The sequence below is a fragment of the Acinetobacter nectaris CIP 110549 genome, assembly GCF_000488215.1.
Lineage (GTDB): Bacteria > Pseudomonadota > Gammaproteobacteria > Pseudomonadales > Moraxellaceae > Acinetobacter > Acinetobacter nectaris.
On the sequence record NZ_KI530723.1, the window covers coordinates 93487 to 118377 of the forward strand.

A 24891-nucleotide genomic window follows, 5' to 3' on the forward strand; every position below is an offset into this window, starting at 1 on the left:
AGGCTTTATATTAAAAAGATAAATTAGTTTTTATCTTTATCAATAATTTTGTTTGCTTTAATCCATGGCATCATTGCACGTAGTTGTCCACCTGTTACCTCAATACCATGTGCAGCATTTTGGCGACGGCGTGCAGTCATAGATGGGTAGTTTAACGCACCCTCTTGAATAAACATTTTTGCATATTCACCAGACTGAATACGTTTCAGTGCATTGCGCATTGCTTCGCGTGATTGGTCATTAATCACTTCAGGGCCTGTTACATACTCGCCATACTCAGCATTGTTTGAAACTGAGTAGTTCATGTCTGCAATACCACCTTCAAACATTAAATCTACAATCAACTTCAACTCATGTAAGCATTCAAAGTATGCCATTTCTGGCGCATAACCTGCCTCTACAAGAGTTTCAAAACCTGCTTTTACAAGTTCAACTGCACCACCACAAAGTACTGCTTGCTCACCAAAAAGGTCAGTTTCAGTTTCTTCACGGAATGAAGTTTCAATAATACCTGTACGACCACCACCTACACCTGAAGCATAAGAAAGTGCAACGTTACGTGCATTACCAGAAGCATCTTGATGGATAGCGATTAGGTCAGGTACACCTGAACCACGTTGGAATTCTGAACGTACAGTATGACCTGGTGCTTTTGGCGCAATCATAATTACGTCTAGGTCTTTACGTGGTACAACTTGGTTATACAACACAGCAAAACCATGTGCAAATGCAAGTGTTGCACCTTCTTTAATATTTGGTTCAATCACGTCACGGTAAAGCTGAGATTGAAACTCATCTGGTGTTAAGATCATTACAAGATCTGCACCTTTTACAGCCTCTGGTACTTCAGCAACATTTAAGCCAGCACCTTCTGCTTTTTTCCATGATGCAGAGTTCACACGCAAACCTACAGTAACTTCTACACCTGAGTCTTTAAGGTTTAGAGCATGCGCATGACCTTGTGAACCATATCCAATAATCGCTACTTTTTTGCTTTTAATGATCGACAAGTCACAGTCTTTATCATAAAAAATTTGCATTTGTTATCTCCAGTAAAAATCTTTTTAATTTAATTAAACACTTAAAACTTTTTCGCCACGTGCAATTCCAGATACTCCAGAACGCACGACTTCTAAAATTGTATTTTCTGCCAAAGCATCCATGAAGCCATCGAGCTTTTCGGCTGTACCTGCAATTTGCACGGTATATGTTGTGGGTGTGACATCAATAATGCTTGCACGAAAGATGTCTGCTGTACGCTTAATCTCATCACGCACAGCACCTGATGCTTTTACTTTAATAAGCATAAGCTCACGTTCGATATGTGCACTCTCGCTTAATGCCACAACCTTCACAACTTCAATCAGTTTATTCAACTGCTTTGTAATTTGTTCAATCTTATGATCATCGCCATACGTTGTAAGTGTAAGACGCGATAATGTTTCATCTTCTGTAGGTGCAACATTTAAAGTTTCAATGTTGTAGCCACGTTGGCTAAATAAACCCACTAGGCGAGAAAGCGCACCTGATTCATTTTCCATTAATACCGAAATGATGTGTCTCATGACGTACGCTCTCCTTTTGCCAACCACATGTCTTTCATCGCTTGGCCCGGAATCTGCATTGGATATACATGTTCTGAATGCTCTACCATGACATTAATGAATACACATTTATCATTAATAGCCATTGCTTCTGCTAGCTTTTCTTCAAGCTCATCCGCATGATTAATCGTAATCGCAACATGACCATATGCTTCCATCAACTTTGTAAAGTCAGGCAAAGACTCAACATATGATTGAGAGTGACGACCCTCATAGTTCATATCTTGCCACTGACGCACCATGCCCAATGAACCATTATTCAAGCACAATATTTTTACATTGAGGTCATACTGCTTACATGTAGACAATTCTTGAATACACATCTGAATAGAACCATCGCCTGTTACACAAACTACTTGTTGGTCTGGATGTGCAAGCTTTGCACCCATTGCATAAGGTAAGCCTACGCCCATGGTACCTAAACCACCTGAGTTTACCCACTGACGTGGACGCTTATACTTATAGTACATTGCGCTAAACATTTGGTGCTGACCAACATCAGATGTAATAATGGCATCACCATTGGTTACTTTATATAATGCTTCAATCGCTTGTTGTGGCTTAATGAGATTATTCGCCGCAGGCGCATATTGCAGCCCGTGATAAGTACGCCACTCATCAATTTGTTTCCACCAACCTGAAATTGTTTCTTCATTTGGTTTCGACACATCTAATTGCTTCAACTGAGCCAACATTTCCTGCAATACAGGCTCTACAGCACCTACAATTGGAATATGTGCCAAAATCGTTTTGGAAATTGATGCTGGGTCAATATCAATATGAATAATCTTCGCATTTGGACAGAATCTTGCAGGACTATTGGTCACACGGTCATCAAAACGTGCACCAATTGCAAAAATTACATCCGCATTATGCATTGCCATATTGGCTTCATATGTCCCATGCATTCCTAACATGCCTAGGAACTGCGCATCTGTCCCATCAAAACCACCAAGTCCCATCAACGTACTGGTTACTGGGTAGTTTAAAAGGTGTGCAATTTCAGTAAGTAGCTCAGAACCATTACCTTGAACCAAACCACCGCCTGTATAAATTACAGGGCGCTTTGCTGTAATAAGCTCATCTACAGCCTTACGAATTTGACCAGCATGACCACGACTTGGTGGTTGATAAGAGCGCATTTTCACTTTATCAGGGTATTCGTAAGCGAACTTATCTACAGGGTTCGTTGCATCTTTTGGAATATCAATAACAACAGGGCCCGGGCGTCCACTTGAAGCAATATAAAAAGCTTTCTTAATAATTTCAGGTATTTCACTTGCATGACGTACTTGAAAGCTATGCTTCACAATTGGTCTAGACACACCCACCATATCTGTTTCTTGGAAGGCATCTTCACCAATAAGGTGCGATGCAACCTGACCAGATAGAACAACCATTGGAATCGAATCCATATATGCAGTTGCAATTGGTGTAACAGTATTCGTTGCGCCTGGTCCAGATGTCACAAGTACAACACCTGTTTTACCCGTCACTCGAGCGTATGCATCGGCCATATGCCCTGCTGCTTGCTCATGACGAACCAAGTAATGCTGAATTTTGTCTTGTCTAAAAAGTGCATCATAGATATGCAGTACGGCACCGCCAGGGTAACCAAAAACCTGCTCAACACCCTCGTCCGCAAGTGCACGAACGAGCATTTCACCACCAGAAAGAAGTTCCAACGTGATTCACCCTATTGTTTTTCGCACCATATGGGAGACATATAGTACTTTTAATTTTTACAGTTGCTCTGCTTCTTTATAGCACAGCTTTAACGATTAATCTTGCAATAGGAAAAAAGAAGATTCAATGTGCTTTTTTACACACAAAACCTGACAAAACATGCTGGGATAAACATCGTTTTTTCTAAACATAACAACTCGGCTAGAGCGCATGCCCATTGCTGCCATTTTAAATTTGAAGGGTGGTCAAATAAAATGGATATACTAAGCATTCTTGTTTTTTCGGCATAAAAAGTCAAGGCTTCTGCTCTTTTTTCGTAATTCTTATCTAAGAATCTGCAATATGGAGAAAAAGGCGTCTATTCAGCTATAGTTTCAAAAAAAAATTACGACTTTTTACTTAAAATAGAAATATAAAAGAAATTTTTTCCCATTGTCATACATTCTATTTATATTAATATTAAAATTTCATCAACAAATGGCGTAAAAAATGTTACTAGCTCTCAAAAAAATATCTTTATTGGTATTAATACCATTATCTATTTCATCTATTGCATATGCTCAAGATTTTTATAAATGGACAGATTCAACTGGTTCAACCCACTATACAACCACACCACCACCAAAACAAAAAGGTATTGCAGCACATGGTTTAGTGAAAACATACAATAGTCCACTCAATGGCAATGGTGCAACAGGAAGTACAACTAGTAGTAATGAATCAAATTTTCCTCAGTCACCTAGTAACAGCAATGTTATGCCAATGACTCAACCTATTCCACAAAATGATGAACCACAATACGTTCCAGACCCACAAAAGTAAGACATTTTTAACCCCTATCTAAATAAGATGGGCAAACAATATAGAATTTATATTGCAAAATTCACTTTTATAGTGTTTTTGCGATATGCTGTATCAACTTTTAACTCTAATCCGTCATCGATTAAATTTTTATGGCTACATCACATATCGACCCTGAATATCAAGCAAATGCGATTGAACCTAATGTTCAACAAGATTGGGAAAATCGCAAAGTTTTTAAAGTTGCCGACACTGTAGAAGGTAAACATCGTTACATTCTGTCTATGTTTCCATATCCTAGCGGTAAACTGCATATGGGGCATGTGCGTAACTATACAATTGGCGATGTGATTAGTCGTTTTCACCGACTGAAAGGTGAGACAGTTTTACAACCTATGGGTTGGGACGCATTCGGTCTACCTGCAGAAAATGCAGCCATTGCACATAAAGTTGCACCTGCAAAATGGACATTTGAAAATATTGATTATATGCGTAATCAGCTTAAAAGCTTAGGTCTTGCAATTGACTGGGATCGCGAAGTTGCAACATGTACACCTGAATACTATCGTTGGGAACAATGGTTATTTGTTCAACTTTATAAAAAAGGTCTTATTTACCGTAAACTTTCAACTGTAAACTGGGATCCTGTAGACCAAACTGTACTTGCAAATGAGCAAGTTGTTGATGGTCGTGGTTGGCGCTCAGGTGCATTGGTTGAAAAACGCGATATTCCAATGTACTACTTCCGCATTACAGACTATGCACAAGAACTCCTTGATGATTTAGAACAACTAAAAGATGGTTGGCCTCAGCAAGTTCTGACAATGCAACGCAACTGGATTGGTCGTTCGGAAGGTATGGATATTACATTCCCATCAGCTGACACAAGCATTTATGCAGATGAATTGACGGTTTATACCACACGACCAGATACGCTAATGGGTGTAACTTATGTTGCAATTGCAGCAGAACACCCTATGGCAAAAAAAGCGGCTGAGCTACGCCCTGAACTCAATGCATTTATTGAAGAATGTCGTCATGGTTCTGTATCTGAAGCTGATGTTGCAACTGCTGAAAAGAAAGGTATGGCAACTGGACTTTATGTAAAACACCCAATTACTGGTGAAAACGTAGAGGTTTGGATTGCAAACTATGTACTCATGAGTTATGGCTCTGGTGCAGTTATGGCTGTACCTGCGCATGATGAACGTGATTTCGAATTTGCCAATAAATTCGGTTTACCAATCAAGCAAGTAATTGATGCACAAGGTGCAAAAGACAACGCTTACGATGCAACAACATGGCAAGACTGGTATGGCAGCAAAGAAGGTAAACTTGTTAACTCTGCACAGTTTGATGGTTTAAAATTCCAAGATGCGTTTGATGCATTTATTGAGCTTCTAGCACCTAAAAATCTTGCAAGTAAAAAAGTACAATTCCGTTTACGTGATTGGGGTGTTTCACGCCAACGCTATTGGGGTTGTCCAATTCCAATGATTAACTGTGAATCATGTGGTCAAGTTCCTGTACCTGAAGACCAATTACCTGTAGAACTTCCAACAGATGTTGTTCCAGATGGTTCGGGTAACCCACTTGCGAAAATGCCTGAGTTTTATGAAACCACATGCCCTCATTGTGGTGGCGCTGCAAAACGTGAAACAGATACCCTCGATACTTTTGTTGAGTCTTCTTGGTACTATGCACGTTATGCATCACCAGACTTTACAGATGGTATGATCAAGCCTGAAGCCGCTCAAACATGGTTACCTGTAAACCAATACATTGGTGGTGTAGAACATGCTATTTTACACTTACTCTATGCACGTTTTTTCCATAAGCTCATGCGCGATGAAGGCGTTGTTCAAGGCAATGAACCTTTTGCGAACCTACTTACTCAGGGCATGGTACTTGCTGACACATTCTACCGCGAAGAGGAAAGTGGTAAGAAAACATGGTTCAACCCAGCAGATGTCGAACTTACTCGCGATGAAAAAGGTCGTATTACTGCTGCTGTCTGCAAGATAGATGGTCAACCTGTCATTATTGGTGGACAAGAAAAAATGTCTAAGTCCAAAAATAACGGTGTCGACCCTCAAGCAATTATTAACCAATACGGTGCAGATACTGCACGTGTATTTACAATGTTTGCAGCACCACCAGATCAGTCACTCGAATGGTCAGATGCAGGTGTTGAAGGTTCAAACCGATTCTTAAAACGTGTATGGCGCTTAAGTACGAGCTTCTTAGAAAAATCGGCAAATAAGTCTCTTCACTTAGACAAAGCCACTTTATCTAAAGATGCACAAGATCTACGTCGTAAAACACATGAAACTATTGCTAAAGTAGGTGATGATATTGAACGTCGTCATGCATTTAACACCGCCATTGCTGCACAAATGGAACTGTTAAATACAATTACGAAGTTCACAACAACATCTGACAACGAGTTAGCTGTTGAGCAGGAATCAATCATTGCTTTACTGACTATGCTTGCGCCTTTTGCACCACACTTAAGCCAAAAGCTATTGGCTCAATTTGGTATCGACTTAACAGAAGCACGCTTCCCTATGGTTGATGAATCAGCACTTACACGCAATACGCAAACCATTGTTGTTCAAGTTAATGGTAAACTTCGTGGTAAACTTGAAGTTGCAACTAATCTGTCGAAAGATGAGATTCTTGCTCAAGCGAAAGCATTACCAGAAGTACAACAATTCTTAACTGGGCCAACAAAGAAAGAAATTGTTGTTCCAAATAAGCTCGTAAACCTAGTGGTTTAAGGAAGAGGAAAAAGCATGCACTTAGTCCAACGTCTCTCAGCAGTTATTTTAACTTTAGGTCTAAGTGTAAGCTTAGTGGGATGTGGCTTTCATCTTGTTGGCCACGGCCCCAATGCAACACCACTCGTATATCAGCATATGAAACTTGATTTACCATCCAATACAGCCAACTTAGGTGAAAAACTTAAAGTTTATCTGATTGGTAATGGTGCAACGTTTGACCAAGACCCAAATGCATACACACTACATGTGCTCGACTATCAATATCGTCGTCAAAAACTTAGTGGTCGTATAGCTGAAGTGATTTTACATTTAGATGTTACATTCCAAATTGAAGACCGCAACGGTTCTCCAATTACAGAACCTCGTACCATTTCAAGTGTAAAAAGCTATCAATACAATGTTGCAACCGTAAACGTCGATGATAACGAAGAATCTTATTTAAACGATATGCTTGTTGATGATGTTGCACAGCAAATGGCTCGTCAGATTTCAACAAATCGTTTACCAACCCTTTCAAAATAACTAATTATTTTGTATGAAAATTGACTACATCCAAGCACTAAAACGCACACAAAATGCCTCAGGTGCTTGGCTTATGCATGGCCAAGAACCATTACTTGAACAAAATTTATTAGATCAATTTCGCAAAGAATGGTCATCTAAAGATATAGAACGACAACGTTACGACATTCAAAGTGTGAGTGACTGGAAGAATGTCTTTAATGCATTAAATAGTCTTTCTCTTTTTTCGCAACAGCTTGCAATAGAAGCACATGGCAATATTAAGCCTGATGCAAGCGGTCTTAAAATGCTTAAGGCATTTCTTCAGCATAATGAGCAAAACCTGCTTGTTATTGTTATGCCAAAGCAAGATGGACAGAGCCTAAAAAGTAGTTTTATACAGACTGTCGAAGCCAATGGGACACTCGTTACTCTAAATGCACCCTACCCCAAAGACAGACAACAAATCTTAGAAGTTGAAGCAAAAAAACTCTCTATTCAGTTAGAAAATGATGCTTGGACATGGTTACTTGAACACCATGAACACAACTTGCTGGCTGCAAAGAATAGTCTCATTCGTGTAAATGATACTTTTCCTGATATAAAACATATTGGAATTAAAGAACTACAAAGTTGCCTACAAGACCAATCTCGCTATTCAACCTATGACTTAAGTGATAGTTTACTTACAGGAAATTTTGAGCAATCGATTAAAATTTATCAATATTTGATTGCAACAGGTGAGCCAATGACGTTCATACTGTGGGTTATTAGCAAAGAAATGCGCTTGCTTATGCAACTCTTTGAACAGCCTCAAAATGGATTACAACTTGGTATATGGAAAACCAAATTACACCTATACCAAAATGCGTTACGTCGCTTTCAGCCACAACAATTCCTCACATGGCCTCACCTATTACTAGAAATTGACCTTGCGATTAAAGGTAACTCACAACAAAAACCAGAGCTGCTGATATTGCAAGCAATTGGTCAATTATGTGGTAAAGTACTCTTTAAATAAATTCGTATTGGTCAAAAGCTCGCTTAAAACTGTTTTAGACTAATAAATATGATAGCACAGCACTGTCATATTACTTTTACAAGCCCTTTCAGATACAGCTACGTAGCTTCTATATGTTAAAAAAAATTAAATCCCTTAAATTATTAGTTGTACTTTTTATTATTCTTGTCATTAGCTTTTTTATTTGGCAATCCTCTAAGCCAAAAGCTGAACAACCTCAGTATATTACAGAAGCTGTGACTAAAGGCGACTTAGAAAGTACAGTACTTGCCACAGGAACATTAAGTGCAAGTAAAATGCTCAGTGTAGGTGCTCAGGTATCTGGCCAAGTTAAACATATGTATGTTCATCTCGGTGACCAAGTAAAAACAGGTCAAGTCATTGCTAAAATTGACTCAGAAACCCAAGAAAATACTTTACAAAATACAGCAGCGAACATTCGTAGCCTACAAGCACAGCATTTACAGCAAGATGCGAAATTGCATGAAGCAACACTCGAATACAACCGACAAAAAGCAATGCTTGCACAAAATGCGACACCACGTGCTAGCTTCGAAGCTGCTGAAGCAAATTATAAAACAGCATCTGCACAAATTAAGGTACTTGATGCTCAAATTGAACAAGCGCGCTTATCCGAATCAACAGCCAGAACCAACGTTGGTTATACACGCATTATTGCGCCTATCGATGGAACAGTTGTTGCTATTGTGACCGATGAAGGCCAAACAGTAAACTCAAACCAAACAACACCAACCATTGTAAAACTTGCACAGCTTGGACAAATGACTGTAAAAGCACAGGTCAGCGAAGCTGATGTGATGAAAATTGCAAAAGGTCAACAGGTCTATTTTACAACTCTTGGCGATGACCAAAAGCGTTACGCTACATTACGTCAAATTGAACCTGCCCCAGACTCAATTGCAAGTGATTCTAGCTCGACCAACAGCGCGGTTTACTACAATGCGCTATTTGATGTTCCCAACCTCGATGGCAAGTTACGTATTAATATGACTGCACAAGTTTATATTGTACTTAACTCAGTAAAAGATGCTGTTTTAGTACCATCTTCTGCATTAAGTAGTTCTAAAATTGTGCTTTCATCAAATGGTATGGCATCAGCAAATCAGCAAAACACATCACCTCAAGCACGTAAGTTAAACCTGACCAATGAGCAAAAAGAACTCATCAAAGACGGCAAAGCAAGTCTAAACTGTGTACGTATTTATGATGGTGGAGATGTTTACCCTCAACAAGTCCTTGTTGGCATTAATAACCGCGTTAATGCTCAGGTCTTGGCTGGATTAAAAGAAGGTCAACAAGTTGTTATTGCAGACAGCAATGATGCCTCTGCTGCTGATGCTAAATCAAATAATAGCCGTAAACGTAATGGCCCACCAATGGGAATGTAATCATGACAAAGCAAGTATTGCTTGAGGTCAAAAACCTTGTTCGTGAGTTTCCCGCAGGTGAGTCGACTATTCAAGTTTTAAAAAATATTAACCTAAAAATTCATGAGGGTGAGTTCATTGCTATTGTGGGTCAATCGGGCTCAGGCAAATCGACTCTCATGAATATTCTTGGCTGTTTAGATCAACCTACCAGTGGTACATATACCGTAAAGGGTCAAGAAACAGGAAGCTTAGCAGCCGATGATTTAGCACAACTGCGTAGAGAGTATTTTGGCTTTATTTTTCAGCGCTATCAGCTTCTTAATGACCTAACTGCAAAAGAAAATGTAGAGGTTCCTGCCATTTATGCAGGTGTTGAAACAACTGAAAGACAAGAACGCGCTAAAGACTTATTAACTGAACTAGGCTTAGAAGAAAAGTTAGGAAATAAACCCAACCAACTCTCTGGCGGACAGCAGCAGCGTGTTTCAATTGCACGCGCACTCATGAATGGTGGCGATGTTATTCTTGCCGATGAACCAACAGGTGCACTCGACTCTGCCAGTGGCTTAGAAGTTATACGCATTTTACGAGAGTTAAATGTATCAGGTCATACTGTCATTTTAGTCACCCATGACATGGAAGTGGCTAAAAATGCGACGCGTATTATTGAGATCAAAGATGGTCAAATTATTAATGACCAAGCCAATACACCATCTCATCAAGACATAACAACAACTCAAGTAACCAAACACCCAGAACAAACAACAGCGCTCACCCATAATGAAGATAAAAGCACAAAATCTTCTGCTTTATTTTCAATATTAGACCGCTTGAATGAAGCATTCCATATGGCACTCATTGCAATGAATGCTCATCGAATGCGTACATTTCTCACCATGCTTGGCATTATTATTGGTATTGCCTCCGTGGTAACGGTTGTGGCTCTTGGTAAAGGTTCACAAGAACAGATTTTAAAAGACATTAGTAGTTTGGGTACAAATACCATTACTATTTTCCAAGGTAAAAGCTTTGGTGACAACTCGAAACTTGCCAATGTAAAAACACTTATTCCAAGTGATGCAAATGCACTTGCAAGTCAGCCTTATGTAAGTGCTGTTAGCCCTGTGGTAAATACTTCTAAAACATTACGTTTTGAAGAAACTGAGGCTACTGCAAGCATTAACGGTGTCAATGAAGACTTCTTTTTAGTAAAAGGTCTAAAATTTACAGAAGGTCAGAGTTTTGATAACGCAAGTGTTCATTCACGCTCGCAAGATGTTGTCATCGACACCAATACACAACAGAAATTTTTTGGTCGCCTAAATAGTCCGATTGGACAAGTTATTCTTCTAGGCAGCGTACCTGCCCGCATTATTGGCGTTGTTGAGTCTCAAAATACAGCCATGGCATCAAGTGATACATTAAATGTCTACATGCCTTATACTACTGTGATGAGCCGTATGCTTGGACAAACCAATGTACGTAATATTATTGTGCTTGTGAATGATAAGTACTCTACAAGTGCCGCAGACAATGCGATTGTGAACTTACTTTCATTACGTCATGGTGCACAAGATATCTATACCATGAACAGCGATAGTATTCGACAAACTATTGAAAAAACAACAAATACAATGACTTTACTGGTCTCTGCAATTGCTGTGATTTCTTTAATTGTTGGTGGGATTGGTGTCATGAACATCATGCTTGTTTCTGTGACAGAACGTACCCAAGAAATTGGCGTACGCATGGCTGTAGGTGCACGCCAAAGTGATATTTTGCAACAGTTTTTAATTGAAGCTGTTTTAGTTTGCTTACTTGGTGGTGTACTTGGTATTTTTCTGTCTATTGGTCTAGGTCAGCTTATTGCACATGTTGCAAACGATGCCTTTACCCTATCTTATTCAACGGTATCTATTGTTGCAGCCTTCATCTGTTCTACGCTTATTGGTATTGTATTTGGCTTCTTGCCTGCAAAAAATGCAGCCAAACTAGATCCTGTTGCTGCACTTGCAAGAGAGTAAATAATGAATACCTATATTACAAAAACGATTATTCCAATTTCAGTCTGTGCTCTTGTACTGAGTGGTTGTAGTGCTCTCATTAAAACACCTTACCAAGCACCTCAAGTCAATATTCCTGCAACCTTTCAAAAAAGTCAGCCCAATAATAAGCAAATTTCCATAGATACCTATGCAGATTGCTGGTGGACTTTATTTGGTGATAAGCATTTAGACCAACTTGTACAACAAGTACTTACACGCAATAATAACCTTGCTGTTGCAGGTCTTACCTTAAAACAAGCACGCTTAAAAGCAGGACTTGCAGAAAACCAACAAGGACTTCGTGTCAATGCATCTACATCTGTAGGTCATACCATTAATCTAAATAATGGTAGTGAACAATCTCAAGGCATGTCTATAAGTACAGGAGTTAGTTATCAAATTGACCTCTTTGGGCAACTTGCACGACAAACTGAAAGTTCAAAATGGGAAGCTTTAGCAACTGAGCAAGACTTACAAGCAACAGCTCAAGCACTTGTTGCAACAACAGCCAAACTTTATTGGCAACTTGCCTACTTACATGAAAGCAAAACAACGGCCGAAGAAAGTTTAAATAACTCTCAAAAGCTTTATAAACTTGTACATATACAATATACCGCAGGTGCTGTTTCCGATGTCGATTTAACTCAAGCAGCACAAGCCGTACAAAGCCAACAAGCCAATTTAAGCCGTATTGCACAAAGTCTTGTAGAAACACGTACGGCTATTGCAGTTTTACTTCATATTCCTGTACAGCAGTTAGATATTACTGAACCATCTCGCCTGCCTCAAATTCGTCTTCCCCAAATATCTTCGGGTTTACCAGCCGATATTTTATCGAGACGACCTGACTTAAAAGCGGCTGAATTAAGATTGCGTGAAGCTTTAGCCAATAAAGATGCTGTCAAAGCCAGTTTCTATCCTGCAATGAGTCTAACAAGTGGACTTGGTGCAAGTAGTACTTCTCTTACACAGCTTATAAAAAATCCTGTCCTAACTTTAGGGGCAAACTTAAGCTTACCTTTCATACAGTACAATGATATGAAAAAGAGTATTGCTGTGAGTCAACTTGACTATGAGAAAGCAATTTTGCAGTATCGCCAAACGCTCTACCAAGCATTTGCAGATGTTGAAAATGCACTATCTAACCGTACAGAACTTGATTATCAAGTGACAGCCCAAGCCAAAAACTTAGCTCTATCACAAAAAGCCGAACGACTCGTGCTTGTACAATATAAATATGGTGCTGTTGCATTAAAGAATCTGTTAGATCAGCAAGAAAACACTCGCGCAGCTCAACTGAGCTTAGTGAATACCAAACAGAGCCAATACAATGCTTATGTCACACTCATGCAAGCATTAGGTGGTAGTCCAATCACACAACTGCCATAAATAAAAAAGGCGACTTAATAGTCGCCTTTTTTACATGAATAATGATTATTCATCATCCATAATTGCTGGGCTCATACCTACAGTATTGAAGCCTGCATCTACATACATAATTTCACCAGTAATGCCTGATGCCCATGGAGAACATAGGAACAATGCAGCATTACCCACTTCTTCAATCGTTACATTGCGTTTAAGTGGTGAGATTTTTTCGTTTGCATCAAGCATTTTACGGAAAGATTTAATGCCTGAAGCTGCAAGTGTACGAATTGGACCTGCTGAAATTGCATTTACACGAATACCATCTTGACCTAGGCTAGATGCTAAGTAACGAACACCCGCTTCTAAAGATGCTTTTGCCATACCCATAACATTGTAGTTCGGCATTACACGCTCAGAACCCTGATACGTCAATGTTAATAAGCAGCCTTGACGTGCTTGTAATAGTGGTTTTGCAGCACGTGCCATTGCAACAAAGCTATATGCGCTAATATCATGTGCAACTTTAAAACCTTCACGGTCAGTCACATCTGTAAAGTCACCATCTAACGTATGAGCAGGTGCAAAACCAATTGAGTGAACAACCCCGTCTAAACCATCCCAATGTTTTGCTAGTTCAGAAAAAGCTGTTTCAATTTCTGCATCAACAGCAACATCGCAAGGGAAAACAAGTGTAGAGCCAAACTTTTCAGCGAACTCATCAACACGTTTTTTGAGCTTTTCATTTGGATATGTGAATGCTAACTCTGCCCCTTCACGGTGTAATGCTTGTGCAATACCATACGCAATAGATAACTTACTTGCTACACCAGCGATTAAAAAACGCTTACCTGTTAATAGTCCTTGTGCCATTTTATATTCTCTCGTTAAAAGCTATTCGTGAAATAATGCCTATTTTGGACATTTTTAGAAATTGCATAAAGCATCTTTTTTCATTTTTTTGGTCTTTTCATATAAAAAGTCGCCTTTGCAGTTACAAAGACGACCTCATAAAATCATTTAGAAGAATGAATTAGTCATTCGACAAAAGACCAATTAAACGTAAGAATGAAATATACATCCATACCAATGTTGCAAGTAATGAAATTGCACATGTCCATTCAAATGACTGTGGCGCACGTTGCGCTGCTGCATTTTCAATTAAGTCAAAATCTAGAATAAGATTTAATGATGCAATCACTGCAACAAATGCGGCAAAACCTATGCCTAACCAGTTACTTTGGAATACATATGGAATCGATGAGCTAAAAATAAGCCCCATGACCATTTGTACAACAAATACAAGTGCAATTGCTAAAGTTGCCGACATCACAACAGCTTTAAACTTTTCAGTCGCACGAATAATTTGGAACTTATACAGACCAAATAATGCAAGTGTCGTTACAAATGTTGCAAGCAGTGCTTGTAACGGTGCACCCGGATACTTCATTTGAAAAACAAATGAAACGCCACCTAAAAAAGCACCTTCAAATAATGCATAAGGTACTGCAAGCATTGGGGCTGTATTGGGTTTAAACACTGTAACTAATGCAAGAATCATTGCACCAATTGCACCGACCAAACTTGCTGCACCTGCAATCGCAGTATTGATTGTAAGTGCACAATAAAAGAAAATGGCTAACCCGACTGCTGCTGCAATACCTGTTAGAAGAACTGACTTACCAATAGTCCCTTGAATGGTCATTGGCTTTTGATAATCGGCGTAAGTTTCAACGCGCGTTAAAATAGGATTATTACTTTGCATTGTTTAACTCTAATTTCTAAAGATTATTGAGATATACGTATTAGTTTAATGCTTTTCAAGGCGTCATCATATATTGCATCATGTGTTTTTGTAACTTCATTTTATTTTTTTATAAGATAATGTCTTTCTATGGACAATTCACCGACTTTAGATATTTCTAAAATAATTAACGGCGCAATATAAGGGTCCGCCACAATACCAGGTACGGTATAAAAAAGTGTTTCACCCAATACATATTGAGCACCACAATGATTATGACCATTGAGGCTCACTTTCACCCCATACTTATATAATAGCACAGTAATCTCTTCACAATTCCATAAATTATGTGCATTCAAGTTTGGATCTAAAGCATAATGACCAACCACAACAACCTGCTGTTGCACTTGTTGGGCTTCAATCAGTTGTTCTTCTAACCATTCAAGTTGACTTGGACTTAAAGCACCATTCCAAGACTTTGCATATTGCTTTTTTTCTTGAGCCAAATGACTTAACTGCAGTTTTGCATCTAAATATTCTTGCGCACTTGAGTGATATGCATGCAAACTCCGATCATTACCATCAATCATAATGAAACGAAAGTGACCTAAAGACCATGAGTGATAACGAATAGGAACATGATAGTTAGGGTCTACTTGAAATTGTGAGAACATCGCTTTTGCATCATGATTCCCCAAAACAAACAAATGAGGATGACATAGATCCTCATAAGGTTTTATAACAGCAGGATAGTCCTGCCATGCACGATCGACAATATCACCCAATGTAACGACTAAATCTAATGATCGCTGATTTAAAAAGTGCATGACTTTCGTCATTTTCTTGGGCATTACTCGAAAGTAGCAACGCTCCTCTAAATCATCTTCTAAGTTGGCATATTGTGGGTCTGCCAAAAATGCAATCCGAAATTTATCTTCATGTTTTAAGCTAAATTCTGGATAGTTTAATAGCTTCTCTAAAATAGCCTCATCAGAAAATTGCATTATTTATCGAATTCCTGCTCGCATAAATGATTGTACAAACTGCTTTTGGAAGAAAATAAATAGTACAAGTAATGGTAAAGATGTCATGAGTGTCGCAGCACTTACCAATGCCCATTGAACACCCTGCTCAGGTGCAGAAAATAATTGTAAGCCAACCGTTAGTGGCCTCACATCTACAGAGTCTGTAATCACAAGCGGCCATAAAAAGTCATTCCAGTGAAAACTTACCGACACCAAGATAAAAGCAACATATACAGGGAATGCAAGTGGTACATAAACTTTCCATAAGATTCCCCAATGGCTTGCACCTTCAATCATTGCAGCTTCTTCTAAAACAACAGGAATACTTTTAAAAGTTTGACGCAATAAGAAGATAGCAAACGCAGAGCAGAAATATGGTAATGCGATACCAACCAATGTATTACGTAAACCTAAAGAACCAATCGTTTGGTAATTCTGTAGAATAAGTACATCAGGGCTAATCATAAGCTGCAATAAAATCAGCGAAAATAATAATCCTTTTCCCTTTAAAGGAAATCGAACCAAAGCATAAGCAGCCAAAGTCGCAAGCACAAGTTGTACACAAACAATTAAAATTACCAACAGCGAGGTATTTAAAAAGTATTTTGCAAAGGGTGCTGCATGCCACGCTTGAATAAAGTTATCTACAGTTACAGGAGAAAATAAAACAAACTGCCCTTGTAGTTCGACAGGATGAAATGCCGTCCATACGGCCAATAGCAAAGGTAATAGCCACAACAATGCACCACCCCAAACGAGTGTCCAAAGAACAGATGGAATAACCTTATCTTTAAAGAAATTTGGCATTATTGGTACCATGTCTTTTTATCTAAGAAATAAAACTTTAGCCATGCCAAAGTTGCCAACATCACCAATAAAACAATTGTCATTGCAGATGCAGATGCTGTATCCCAATAACTAAATGCAGTTTGATAAATATAAAACAGTAATAATGTTGTGCTGTTATCTGGCCCACCATTAGTCATTGCAATAATGACATCTGCTAAACGAAAAGCATTTAATGTTGCATTAATTAAAATGAAAATAGTGGTTGGCATAAGTAAAGGCCACTGTACTTTCCAAAAGAAGTGAGATGCAGATGCACCTTCTACCCTTGCCGCTTCATATAACTTTGTATCTTGCTGTTGTAATGCTGCAAGATAAAAAATCATAAAGAAACCAGCTTCTCTCCATACAGTTACAGCCATTAAACTGTAAAGCGAAACATGTGGGTCGCCTAACCAGTTAATAGAAGAAAAACCCAAACTATTTAACCAGTGGTTAAGTACCCCAGTTTGTGGGCTATAGAAGAACAACCATAGATTTGCAATCGCAATCATTGGCAACAATGATGGTAAAAAAAAGGCACTTCGCAGTAATCCTCGCCCCTTACAAGGACGATTAACTGCAAGTGCCATAAGTAAAGCTAAGCCACAAGATAATGGAATCGTGATTAGTGCATAAAATAATGTATTTTTTACAGATTGAATAAATACAGGATCTTGCATAATACTTTGATAATTTTGAAGCCCTGCAAATTTAGCAGGACTCCCACCATGGCCAGCAAGTAAACTTTGCCAAAATGTTGCAATGACTGGATAGTGTGTAAATGCAACCAAGAAAACCAATGCAGGTAATAGCAACAAATACCCATAAACTTGCTTTGACAATATGCTTGGTCGCATTGTTACAGCAGGACTTACTCCAGACATTTTAACCTCTTACTGATAAGGTTTTAATAAACGATCTGCTTGCGACTGTGCACTCTTCAATGCATTATCTGCCGAGTCACGACCTGTTACTGTTGCTTCGATTGCACGGTTAAGTAATTCTTTAACTTGTAAACTGCGATACGTAGAAAGTTCAGGTTGTGAATATTTCAACTGCTCACGTGCAACCAATGCTTGTGGATATTGTTTCGCATATGCTTGCATAGATTTGGTTTCCCATGCAGCAGGTGATGTTGCGATGTATCCTGTTGCAATACTCCAACGTGCTGCCTGCTCAGGTTCAGATAACCAACGAACCAATTTTAATGCTGCTTTTTGTTGATCTGGTGTCATCCCACTAAACATATAAAGACTACCACCACCTGTTGGACTACCACGTTGTGTCTTCTCAGGAATCATACTTACACCAAATGGAAACTTCGCTTTTTGACGAATTTCACCTAGGTTACCTGTCGATAAGAAAACCATTGCCGATTTACCATCAATAAAGTCTTGTGGCGTCGTACTGTCAGCAATAACACCTTTTGGAGAAACATTATACTTCACAGATAGATCATGTAAAAAGCTTAAAGCCTCCACAGTCTTAGGCGTGTAATATGTGACTGCTGTGCCTTTACCATTATCTAAATGTCCACCATTTGATGCGACAAATGCTTGGTAGGGCCAATAACCATTTGGCGTATTTGAAGGAACTTCAACACCCCATTGAGTGACTGTATTTCCTTGACGAATCGTAAGTTTTTTACCGTACTCGGCAAGTTCTTGCCACGTTTGTGGTGGATGCTCAGGATTTAAACCAGCTTTTTTAAATGCTTCTTTATTCCAATACATAACATTGGTAGAACGTTGGAAAGGCACACTCCATACTTTTCCATCAATATGACGGATAAAAGCAGGATAAAAATGGCTTAACCACTTTTGCCCTTCAGGGTCATTCTTTACTAAATCAGAAACAGGAATAATTGCACCCGCATCTTTTAAAGAATAAACCTCAATATCGCCCATTACAGCAACTTGTGGCGCATTATGACCACGATATGCGGTTAATGCTTTTGTCACGGTTGTCACATAATCACCTGTATAAACAGGGCTAATTTTAATATCTGGATTTTGTTTCATGAAATCATTTACAAGCCCTTCAATTGTGCCTTGCACTTTTCCACCAACAACAATTGGATAGTACATTTGCAAAGTGACTGGTGCTGCAAAACTTGCCGAGCCTACTGCCAATAACAACATTGCTCCAAGACGTTTAATCATGAAACTTTCTCCTGAGATGATAATGATATATTTGTATTTTGTTCTAAAGACTTTAAGTAATAGCGATTTAACGCCTTCCCCGTAAAAATATATTGAGCCTCTTGATCCCAATCTAAACCAACAGTTTGACCTACCGAATATTGGTGTAATCCAGTAAGTTTGACCGTAACTTGGCTTTGAGGCTGTGCATCAAGCTCACACAATAAAAGTGTATCTGCACCTAAATATTCATAGCTGATTACCGTTGCCGTCATCTTTCCTTGCGTCGCTGAAATAATCTTAATTGCTTCAGCACGAAGCCCCATTGAAATTTCTTTTTCATCAATATGTGGAATAAATGCTTTTCCACCAACACCATAACCGTGACTAACTGAATTTAAGGGGAAGATATTCATCGCAGGTGCACCAATGAACTGTGCGACAAAACCATTGCATGGATCATTGTATAATTCTGTTGGATGACCAATTTGTTCAATATGACCGCTGTTCATCAGTACAATACGATCAGCCATAGTCATGGCTTCAGTTTGGTCATGTGTTACATAAATAAGAGTTAAACCCAATTGTTGTTGGAGCTGTCTAATTTCTCTACGCATAGTTTGGCGTAGTCTTGCATCTAAGTTAGATAAAGGCTCATCCATTAAACATAATGGTCTTTTCGAAATAACTGCTCTGCCAAGGGCAACACGCTGTTGTTGTCCACCTGAAAGCTGTGCAGGTAAACGATCTAATAATGCGTCTAACTCTAATAATTTTGCGGTTTCATTTAATCTTTTTTCAAAAGTCGATTTATCTTCTTTTCTTGCTTTTAAACCAAATAATAGATTTTCACGAATCGTTAAATGTGGAAATAATGCGTAAGATTGAAATACCATCGATAAATGGCGATCTGCAGGGCCTAAATTATTCACATTTTTTTCTTTTAATAATATTTCACCTGCATCGGCATACTCTAAACCTGCAATTGTTCTGAGTAATGTGGTCTTTCCACAGCCTGATGGACCAAGTAATGCAATAAATTCACCAGCCTGAACCTGAAAACTAATTTCATCCAGTGCAACTTTATTGCCCCAGCTTTTTTTAATTCTATTTAAGGTAAGGTGACTCATAATTTATCTAGACTATTCTTATTAAAGAGCAATAAGAATGAATAAATAAAAAGACATTTTTATGACAGAAAAGTGACCTTTTAATGATAATAAATAATCACCATTAAAATAAAAATTAAATATCAGAAAATTTTAAATATTCAATAATTGTATTATGTTATAAAAAAAGCCCTTAATATGATTAAGGGCTTTTAAATTTTCATTACTTAAATGAAATTAATCATCATTGGTAATAAAGAAATATTCACGATAATATTTTAACTCACGAATTGAATCACGAATATCATCCAAGGCCAAATGAGAAGCTTCCTTTTTAAGCCCGCTCATAATTTCAGGACGCCAGCGTTTTGCAAGCTCTTTCACAGAAGATACATCTAAATTACGATAGTGGAAAAACTGCTCAAGCTCAGGCATTAAACGGTGCATAAAACGACGGTCTTGGCAAATCGAGTTCCCACACATTGGCGAAGACTTTGGAGAAACCCATTTCTTTAAAAATGCAATGGTTTGCTCTTCTGCGTCGCGTACAGTCAATTGACTACGACGCACACGCCCGATCAAACCTGACTGTCCATGCTGGCGTGTATTCCACTCATCCATACCATTTAAAATTTGGTCAGACTGATGAATTGCCAATACAGGCCCTTCAGCAAGCACATTTAAATTATCATCAGTTACAATGGTTGCAATCTCAATAATCTTATCATTATCAGTATCTAAACCTGTCATTTCGAGGTCAATCCAAATTAACCGTGTATCTACTGTGCTGCTCATGAAATCAGTTCTTATCAACTTAAAACATGAATAGTAGCAAATTTATTGCTTCTTGGCTGTAATTGAACCGTGCTTCATGCTATTTTTGCCGTCTCTTAACTGGTTTTTAATATGTGAATGGCTCTTATCCGTAAACGTCGTTTGACAGAGCAACAAAAGCGTCGAATTCAAAAGCAACATCAATCTCGTCAAGATGACATTGATACCTCCAATGACCTTGAAGGTTTAGTCGTACAACACTATGGCCGACAACTTGAAGTTAAAGCATTGTCTGTTCCTGAGAGTCACCCTGAAAAGCCAATTGTCGTTTCAGGAGAGCCTGAACCATTTTGGAAACCCATTGAAATGGGCAGTGTTTGGCGTTGCCATACACGTACCAACTTAGAGCTATTGGTCACAGGAGACCGCGTAAAATGGCAAGCCGATCCTAATACTGGTTTAGGCATTATTACTGCAATTCATGACCGCAGCTCTTTACTTACACGCCCTGACCGATACCACAAAGTAAAACCTGTCGCTGCCAATATTAGCCTTATTGTCATTGTATTTGCACCACTTCCTGAGCCTGCACCTATGCTCATAGACCGCTACTTAGTGGCTTGTGAAGATGCAAATATTCCTACACTATTGGTATTGAATAAAATTGACTTAATTAAAGAAAATGATTCCATTCATACTCTAGTCAATGAATACAAAGCGCTTGGCTATGAAATTATGCTGACACAGTCCGATGGTGACTTAGAACCACTTAAAGCACGCTTAGATGGTGAAACCGTTGCGTTTGTTGGTCAATCAGGTGTCGGTAAAAGCTCTATTATTAATACCATTGTTCCAAATGCATCACAAAAGACCAATATCATTTCCGAGAACTCCGCACTGGGTCAACACACCACAACCTCAACACGCTTAATTAGTTTTGGAGAAAATGGGGCACTGATTGACTCTCCCGGCATTCGCGAGTTTGGACTTTGGCACCTTACAGAAAATGCGGTATATCATGGTTTCCCTGAAATATCGCCACTCATTGGGTCATGCCAATTTAGAAACTGTACGCATAAAAATGCAAAAAACTGCGCACTCGAAAAGGCTGCTCAAACAGGTGAAATTCTACCAAGACGCCTAGAAAGTTTCTTACGTTTATGCGATGAAATTCAGACAGCAAACCAAAAAACTTAATTTTATTCACAATTACCCTTGAACCGCGCTTTTTGATCACTATTAATATAAGCTATACTCTAGCTCAATTTTTGATGGTTAATAAGGTGAATTGTGGAACGTTGGTTCGAATTCATGGGGCATCACCCCTTTTTATTTGGTCTGCTTGCGGTTCTTATCGTACTGTTTTTCGTAATTGAAGGAAAACGCAATGGCCGCAAAATTTCCCCACAATCCCTTGGTATTTTGGTGAAAGCACAAAATGCAATGCTGATTGATTTAAGAGATGCGAAAGACTACCGAGAAGGTCATATTAGTGGTAGCCGCAATATTCCATACAGCAGCTTGGCAAATCATACTGAAGAACTACAAACAGCAGGCCGACCGCTTGTTTTCATTTGTAATCTTGGTCAAGTTGCAGGCAGTGCAATTGCACAGGTGGGATATGCCGACAGCTACCGCTTAGATGGTGGTGTCTCAAATTGGAAAGCTCAAGGCTTACCATTAATTAAAGCAAAATAACGTTTAGCGAGAAGCATTATGGCAAATGTCGTCATTTATTCTACAACAGTATGTCCTTACTGCGTTCGTGCAAAACAACTTCTAGAACGCAAAGGGATTTCATATAAAGAAGTTAACCTTTCAAATGAAGCACCAGATGTACGTATTGAACTGATGCAACGTACAAACCACCGTACAGTGCCACAAATTTTTATTAATGATCAATTCATTGGTGGATTTGATCAGCTTTATGCATTAGATCGCGAAAGCAAACTTGATGAATTAATTGATTAATTAGTTCTATACATTAAAGAAGGATTTAATAATGAGTGAAGAAAAACAACCGCAATTAGCTTTGGAACGCCTTTATACTAAAGACGTTTCTTTTGAAGTTCCTGGGGCACACGTTTTTACAAAAGAATGGCAACCTGAGTTAAATATCAACCTATCTTCAAATGCAGATAAAGTTGATCCAACTCACTTTGAAGTTGCTTTAAAAGTTGTTGTAGAAGCAAAAAATGCAGGTGAAACTGCATTTATCGTTGATATTACACAAGCAGGTGTATTCCTTGTAGATGGTATCGAAGAAGATCGTTTACCATATATTTTAGGTGCGTACTGCCCAAATATTTTATTCCCATTCTTACGCGAAGCGGTAAATGATTTAGTAACAAAAGGAAGTTTCCCTCAGTTACTACTTACACCAATCAACTTTGATGCTGAATTTGAAGCAAACTTACAACGTGCTCAAATGGAATCTGCTGAAGCTGAAGGCAAAGCATAAATATATTAAAGTGGAATAGTAGATATACTGTTCCACTTTCTTCTCTTTTTAATATAATAAAATACAACAGCATTTAATATCATTTAAAAAAACTTTCATTTATAATTACCCTTATTAAAAATAATTACACATTAATATCTGTATAAAATTATTTTAATTTATATAAATTTCCTTGAAAAAGGGTAAGTAAATGAATAATACATCACACTTTAACCTATCAGGTGAAAAATTACTCACATTATCTCAGGAAATAGATAAACATAATCTTCCTCAAGAAATTATTAATACATGTAAACATTTACTCATATGTGAGAATATTAGTTTTTTAGAGTCATTTCATCAGGATTCATATTTTCACTACCAAGATATTGACCATGGTATGTTTTCAAAAAACGAAGCTATTCAATATATTCAGGAAATACCTCGATTTAATCAATTAGAAAATTTCTCTTTCTACGTTAGAAATAATAAAGAACCATTAAATTACCTAAATAACTGCCTTACTATTAAAATTGAAAATAGTCATCTATCTCAGGAAATATTTATTTTTATAAAAGGGAGTTTTTTTACTTCTCAAATTATTCACAATACCCACTTCTTAATTTTATTAAATCTAATTAAGCTTTATTTTGCAAATACTGCATATTTACAGAAAAACTTAATAGATATTATTAATCTAAACCCATTTTATAAAAATTTAGCTGAACAGGCACCTATTCTTATCAATATTATTGGTCCAGACTTAAAATTTACACTTTGGAATCAGGAGTGTGAGCAAGTTTTTGGTTGGAAACATACCGACCTACAAAAAATGCCGAATGAACTAATTTGCTTATTCTCTAATGATTTAGACTATCAAAAAATTAAGAAATTCTTTTCAAATAAACCTCAAAAGCATTCCAAACTTTATGAAGTCAATCCTATTTGTAAAGATGGCTCAATACTGAATACATTATGGACAAGTATTCTTTTGCCTAATCAGTCCTATATTAATATTGGTATCAATATCACTGAACAACGTAAGTCTGAAAAGCTTTTACAAGAGCGGGCAAATATAGATACATTGACCCAATGTTTTAATCGAGTTGCTATTTTTGATGCCTTAGATGTTCAACTGAAACAATGCAGAGATATTAATCGTAAGTTTTGTGTATTTCTCATTGATATTGATCATTTTAAGTTGGTAAATGATACATGGGGACATATGGTTGGTGACAAAGCATTACAACACTTTTCTCGCCTACTCCAACTTGATCAAACAAGAAAAATACATGTTGGTCGTTTCGGAGGAGAAGAATTCATTGTTATTTTAGAAACCAACTCCATTGCTGATGCTTTTGCATTTGATGAGCAAATACGTCGTACTTTGTCTACCCACCCTCTGTATGAAAAACATGAGAAAATAAAGCTCAATTATAGTAGTGGTTTCACAATGATTGAGAAAGGTTTTTGCTCAAGAAACTCTCTACTTTCGAGTATAGACAATGCTTTATACCGTGCAAAAAAACAAGGGCGTGGTCGTACATATCAATCACATACCTCATATTAAAAAGTAACAATTATCTGGCACAATTCTTATGTAAAGGTCGTTATTATCAAAACATATTTTGAT

Annotated in this window: 23 protein-coding genes; 12 read left to right on the forward strand and 11 right to left on the reverse strand. The window is 38.0% G+C overall.

Annotated features, from left to right (window positions below; genetic code table 11):
• Positions 1-23: 23 nt before the first annotated feature.
• From ilvC to P256_RS06940, 3 genes are read right to left on the reverse strand one after another with little or no spacing between them, the layout of a single operon-like run.
• A complete protein-coding gene (ilvC, locus tag P256_RS06930) occupies positions 24-1040 on the reverse strand; it encodes a ketol-acid reductoisomerase (RefSeq protein ID WP_023272974.1) in 1017 nt (338 codons plus the stop codon).
• Positions 1041-1073: 33 nt separating this feature from the next.
• Positions 1074-1565, reverse strand: coding sequence for an acetolactate synthase small subunit (ilvN, locus tag P256_RS06935; protein ID WP_023272975.1), 492 nt, complete (start codon positions 1563-1565; stop codon positions 1074-1076).
• Positions 1562-3289, reverse strand: coding sequence for an acetolactate synthase 3 large subunit (locus P256_RS06940; protein WP_023272976.1), 1728 nt, complete (start codon positions 3287-3289; stop codon positions 1562-1564). Before P256_RS06940 ends, ilvN begins: the two co-directional genes overlap by 4 nt.
• Before the next feature lie 490 nt (positions 3290-3779).
• Here P256_RS06940 and P256_RS06945 point away from each other — a divergent pair, with 490 nt between their 5' ends.
• From P256_RS06945 to P256_RS06975, 7 genes are all read left to right on the forward strand, one after another.
• Positions 3780-4112, forward strand: a complete 333-nt coding sequence (locus tag P256_RS06945; RefSeq protein ID WP_023272977.1) for a DUF4124 domain-containing protein — start codon at positions 3780-3782, stop codon at positions 4110-4112.
• A 131-nt stretch (positions 4113-4243) separates the two neighbouring features.
• Positions 4244-6871 (forward strand): leucine--tRNA ligase, encoded by a 2628-nt coding sequence (leuS, locus tag P256_RS06950; RefSeq protein ID WP_023272978.1) that lies wholly within the window; start codon positions 4244-4246, stop codon positions 6869-6871.
• Between the two features lie 15 nt (positions 6872-6886).
• Positions 6887-7396 carry an LPS-assembly lipoprotein LptE gene (locus P256_RS06955; RefSeq protein ID WP_023272979.1) on the forward strand — a complete coding sequence of 170 codons (510 nt, stop codon included), beginning with the start codon at positions 6887-6889 and terminating at the stop codon, positions 7394-7396.
• A gap of 13 nt (positions 7397-7409) precedes the next feature.
• The gene (holA, locus tag P256_RS06960) at positions 7410-8396 is read left to right on the forward strand and encodes a DNA polymerase III subunit delta (RefSeq protein WP_023272980.1); all 987 of its coding nucleotides are present in this window, start codon (positions 7410-7412) and stop codon (positions 8394-8396) included.
• A gap of 113 nt (positions 8397-8509) precedes the next feature.
• Positions 8510-9805, forward strand: coding sequence for an efflux RND transporter periplasmic adaptor subunit (locus P256_RS06965; RefSeq protein ID WP_023272981.1), 1296 nt, complete (start codon positions 8510-8512; stop codon positions 9803-9805).
• A gap of 2 nt (positions 9806-9807) precedes the next feature.
• Complete coding sequence (locus tag P256_RS06970; RefSeq protein ID WP_023272982.1) at positions 9808-11811, forward strand: MacB family efflux pump subunit; 2004 nt, start codon at positions 9808-9810, stop codon at positions 11809-11811.
• Positions 11812-11814: 3 nt separating this feature from the next.
• A complete protein-coding gene (locus P256_RS06975; RefSeq protein ID WP_023272983.1) occupies positions 11815-13221 on the forward strand; it encodes an efflux transporter outer membrane subunit in 1407 nt (468 codons plus the stop codon).
• 45 nt (positions 13222-13266) lie between these two features.
• Here the strand turns inward: P256_RS06975 and P256_RS06980 are convergent, their stop codons facing one another.
• The 8 genes from P256_RS06980 to orn form a co-directional block, all read right to left on the reverse strand.
• On the reverse strand, positions 13267-14070 hold the full coding sequence (locus P256_RS06980; RefSeq protein ID WP_023272984.1) for an enoyl-ACP reductase FabI: 804 nt from the start codon (positions 14068-14070) through the stop codon (positions 13267-13269).
• A 160-nt stretch (positions 14071-14230) separates the two neighbouring features.
• Positions 14231-14962, reverse strand: coding sequence for a Bax inhibitor-1/YccA family protein (locus P256_RS06985; RefSeq protein WP_023272985.1), 732 nt, complete (start codon positions 14960-14962; stop codon positions 14231-14233).
• Between the two features lie 101 nt (positions 14963-15063).
• Positions 15064-15945 (reverse strand): metallophosphoesterase, encoded by an 882-nt coding sequence (locus P256_RS06990; protein WP_023272986.1) that lies wholly within the window; start codon positions 15943-15945, stop codon positions 15064-15066.
• A gap of 3 nt (positions 15946-15948) precedes the next feature.
• Complete coding sequence (locus tag P256_RS06995; protein WP_023272987.1) at positions 15949-16773, reverse strand: carbohydrate ABC transporter permease; 825 nt, start codon at positions 16771-16773, stop codon at positions 15949-15951.
• Positions 16773-17678, reverse strand: coding sequence for a carbohydrate ABC transporter permease (locus P256_RS07000; protein WP_023272988.1), 906 nt, complete (start codon positions 17676-17678; stop codon positions 16773-16775). The genes P256_RS06995 and P256_RS07000 overlap by 1 nt, the downstream gene beginning before the upstream one ends.
• A 9-nt stretch (positions 17679-17687) precedes the next feature.
• Positions 17688-18956 carry an ABC transporter substrate-binding protein gene (locus tag P256_RS07005; RefSeq protein WP_023272989.1) on the reverse strand — a complete coding sequence of 423 codons (1269 nt, stop codon included), beginning with the start codon at positions 18954-18956 and terminating at the stop codon, positions 17688-17690.
• Entirely contained in the window at positions 18953-20065 is a 1113-nt protein-coding gene (locus P256_RS07010; RefSeq protein ID WP_023272990.1) for an ABC transporter ATP-binding protein, read from the reverse strand. Before P256_RS07010 ends, P256_RS07005 begins: the two co-directional genes overlap by 4 nt.
• Positions 20066-20281: 216 nt before the next feature.
• Complete coding sequence (orn, locus tag P256_RS07015) at positions 20282-20839, reverse strand: oligoribonuclease (RefSeq protein WP_023272991.1); 558 nt, start codon at positions 20837-20839, stop codon at positions 20282-20284.
• Positions 20840-20956: 117 nt separating this feature from the next.
• On the opposite strand from orn, the gene rsgA reads away from it, so the two are divergent.
• The 5 genes from rsgA (at position 20957) to P256_RS07040 (ending at position 24828) form a co-directional block, all read left to right on the forward strand.
• Entirely contained in the window at positions 20957-22015 is a 1059-nt protein-coding gene (gene rsgA, locus P256_RS07020) for a ribosome small subunit-dependent GTPase A (protein WP_023272992.1), read from the forward strand.
• Between the two features lie 93 nt (positions 22016-22108).
• Complete coding sequence (locus P256_RS07025) at positions 22109-22516, forward strand: rhodanese-like domain-containing protein (RefSeq protein WP_023272993.1); 408 nt, start codon at positions 22109-22111, stop codon at positions 22514-22516.
• Positions 22517-22531: 15 nt separating this feature from the next.
• Entirely contained in the window at positions 22532-22789 is a 258-nt protein-coding gene (gene grxC / locus P256_RS07030; RefSeq protein WP_155756750.1) for a glutaredoxin 3, read from the forward strand.
• Positions 22790-22820: 31 nt separating this feature from the next.
• Positions 22821-23279, forward strand: coding sequence for a protein-export chaperone SecB (gene secB / locus P256_RS07035; protein ID WP_023272995.1), 459 nt, complete (start codon positions 22821-22823; stop codon positions 23277-23279).
• 190 nt (positions 23280-23469) lie between these two features.
• A complete protein-coding gene (locus P256_RS07040; RefSeq protein WP_023272996.1) occupies positions 23470-24828 on the forward strand; it encodes a sensor domain-containing diguanylate cyclase in 1359 nt (452 codons plus the stop codon).
• The last annotated feature ends 63 nt before the right edge of the window (positions 24829-24891 follow it).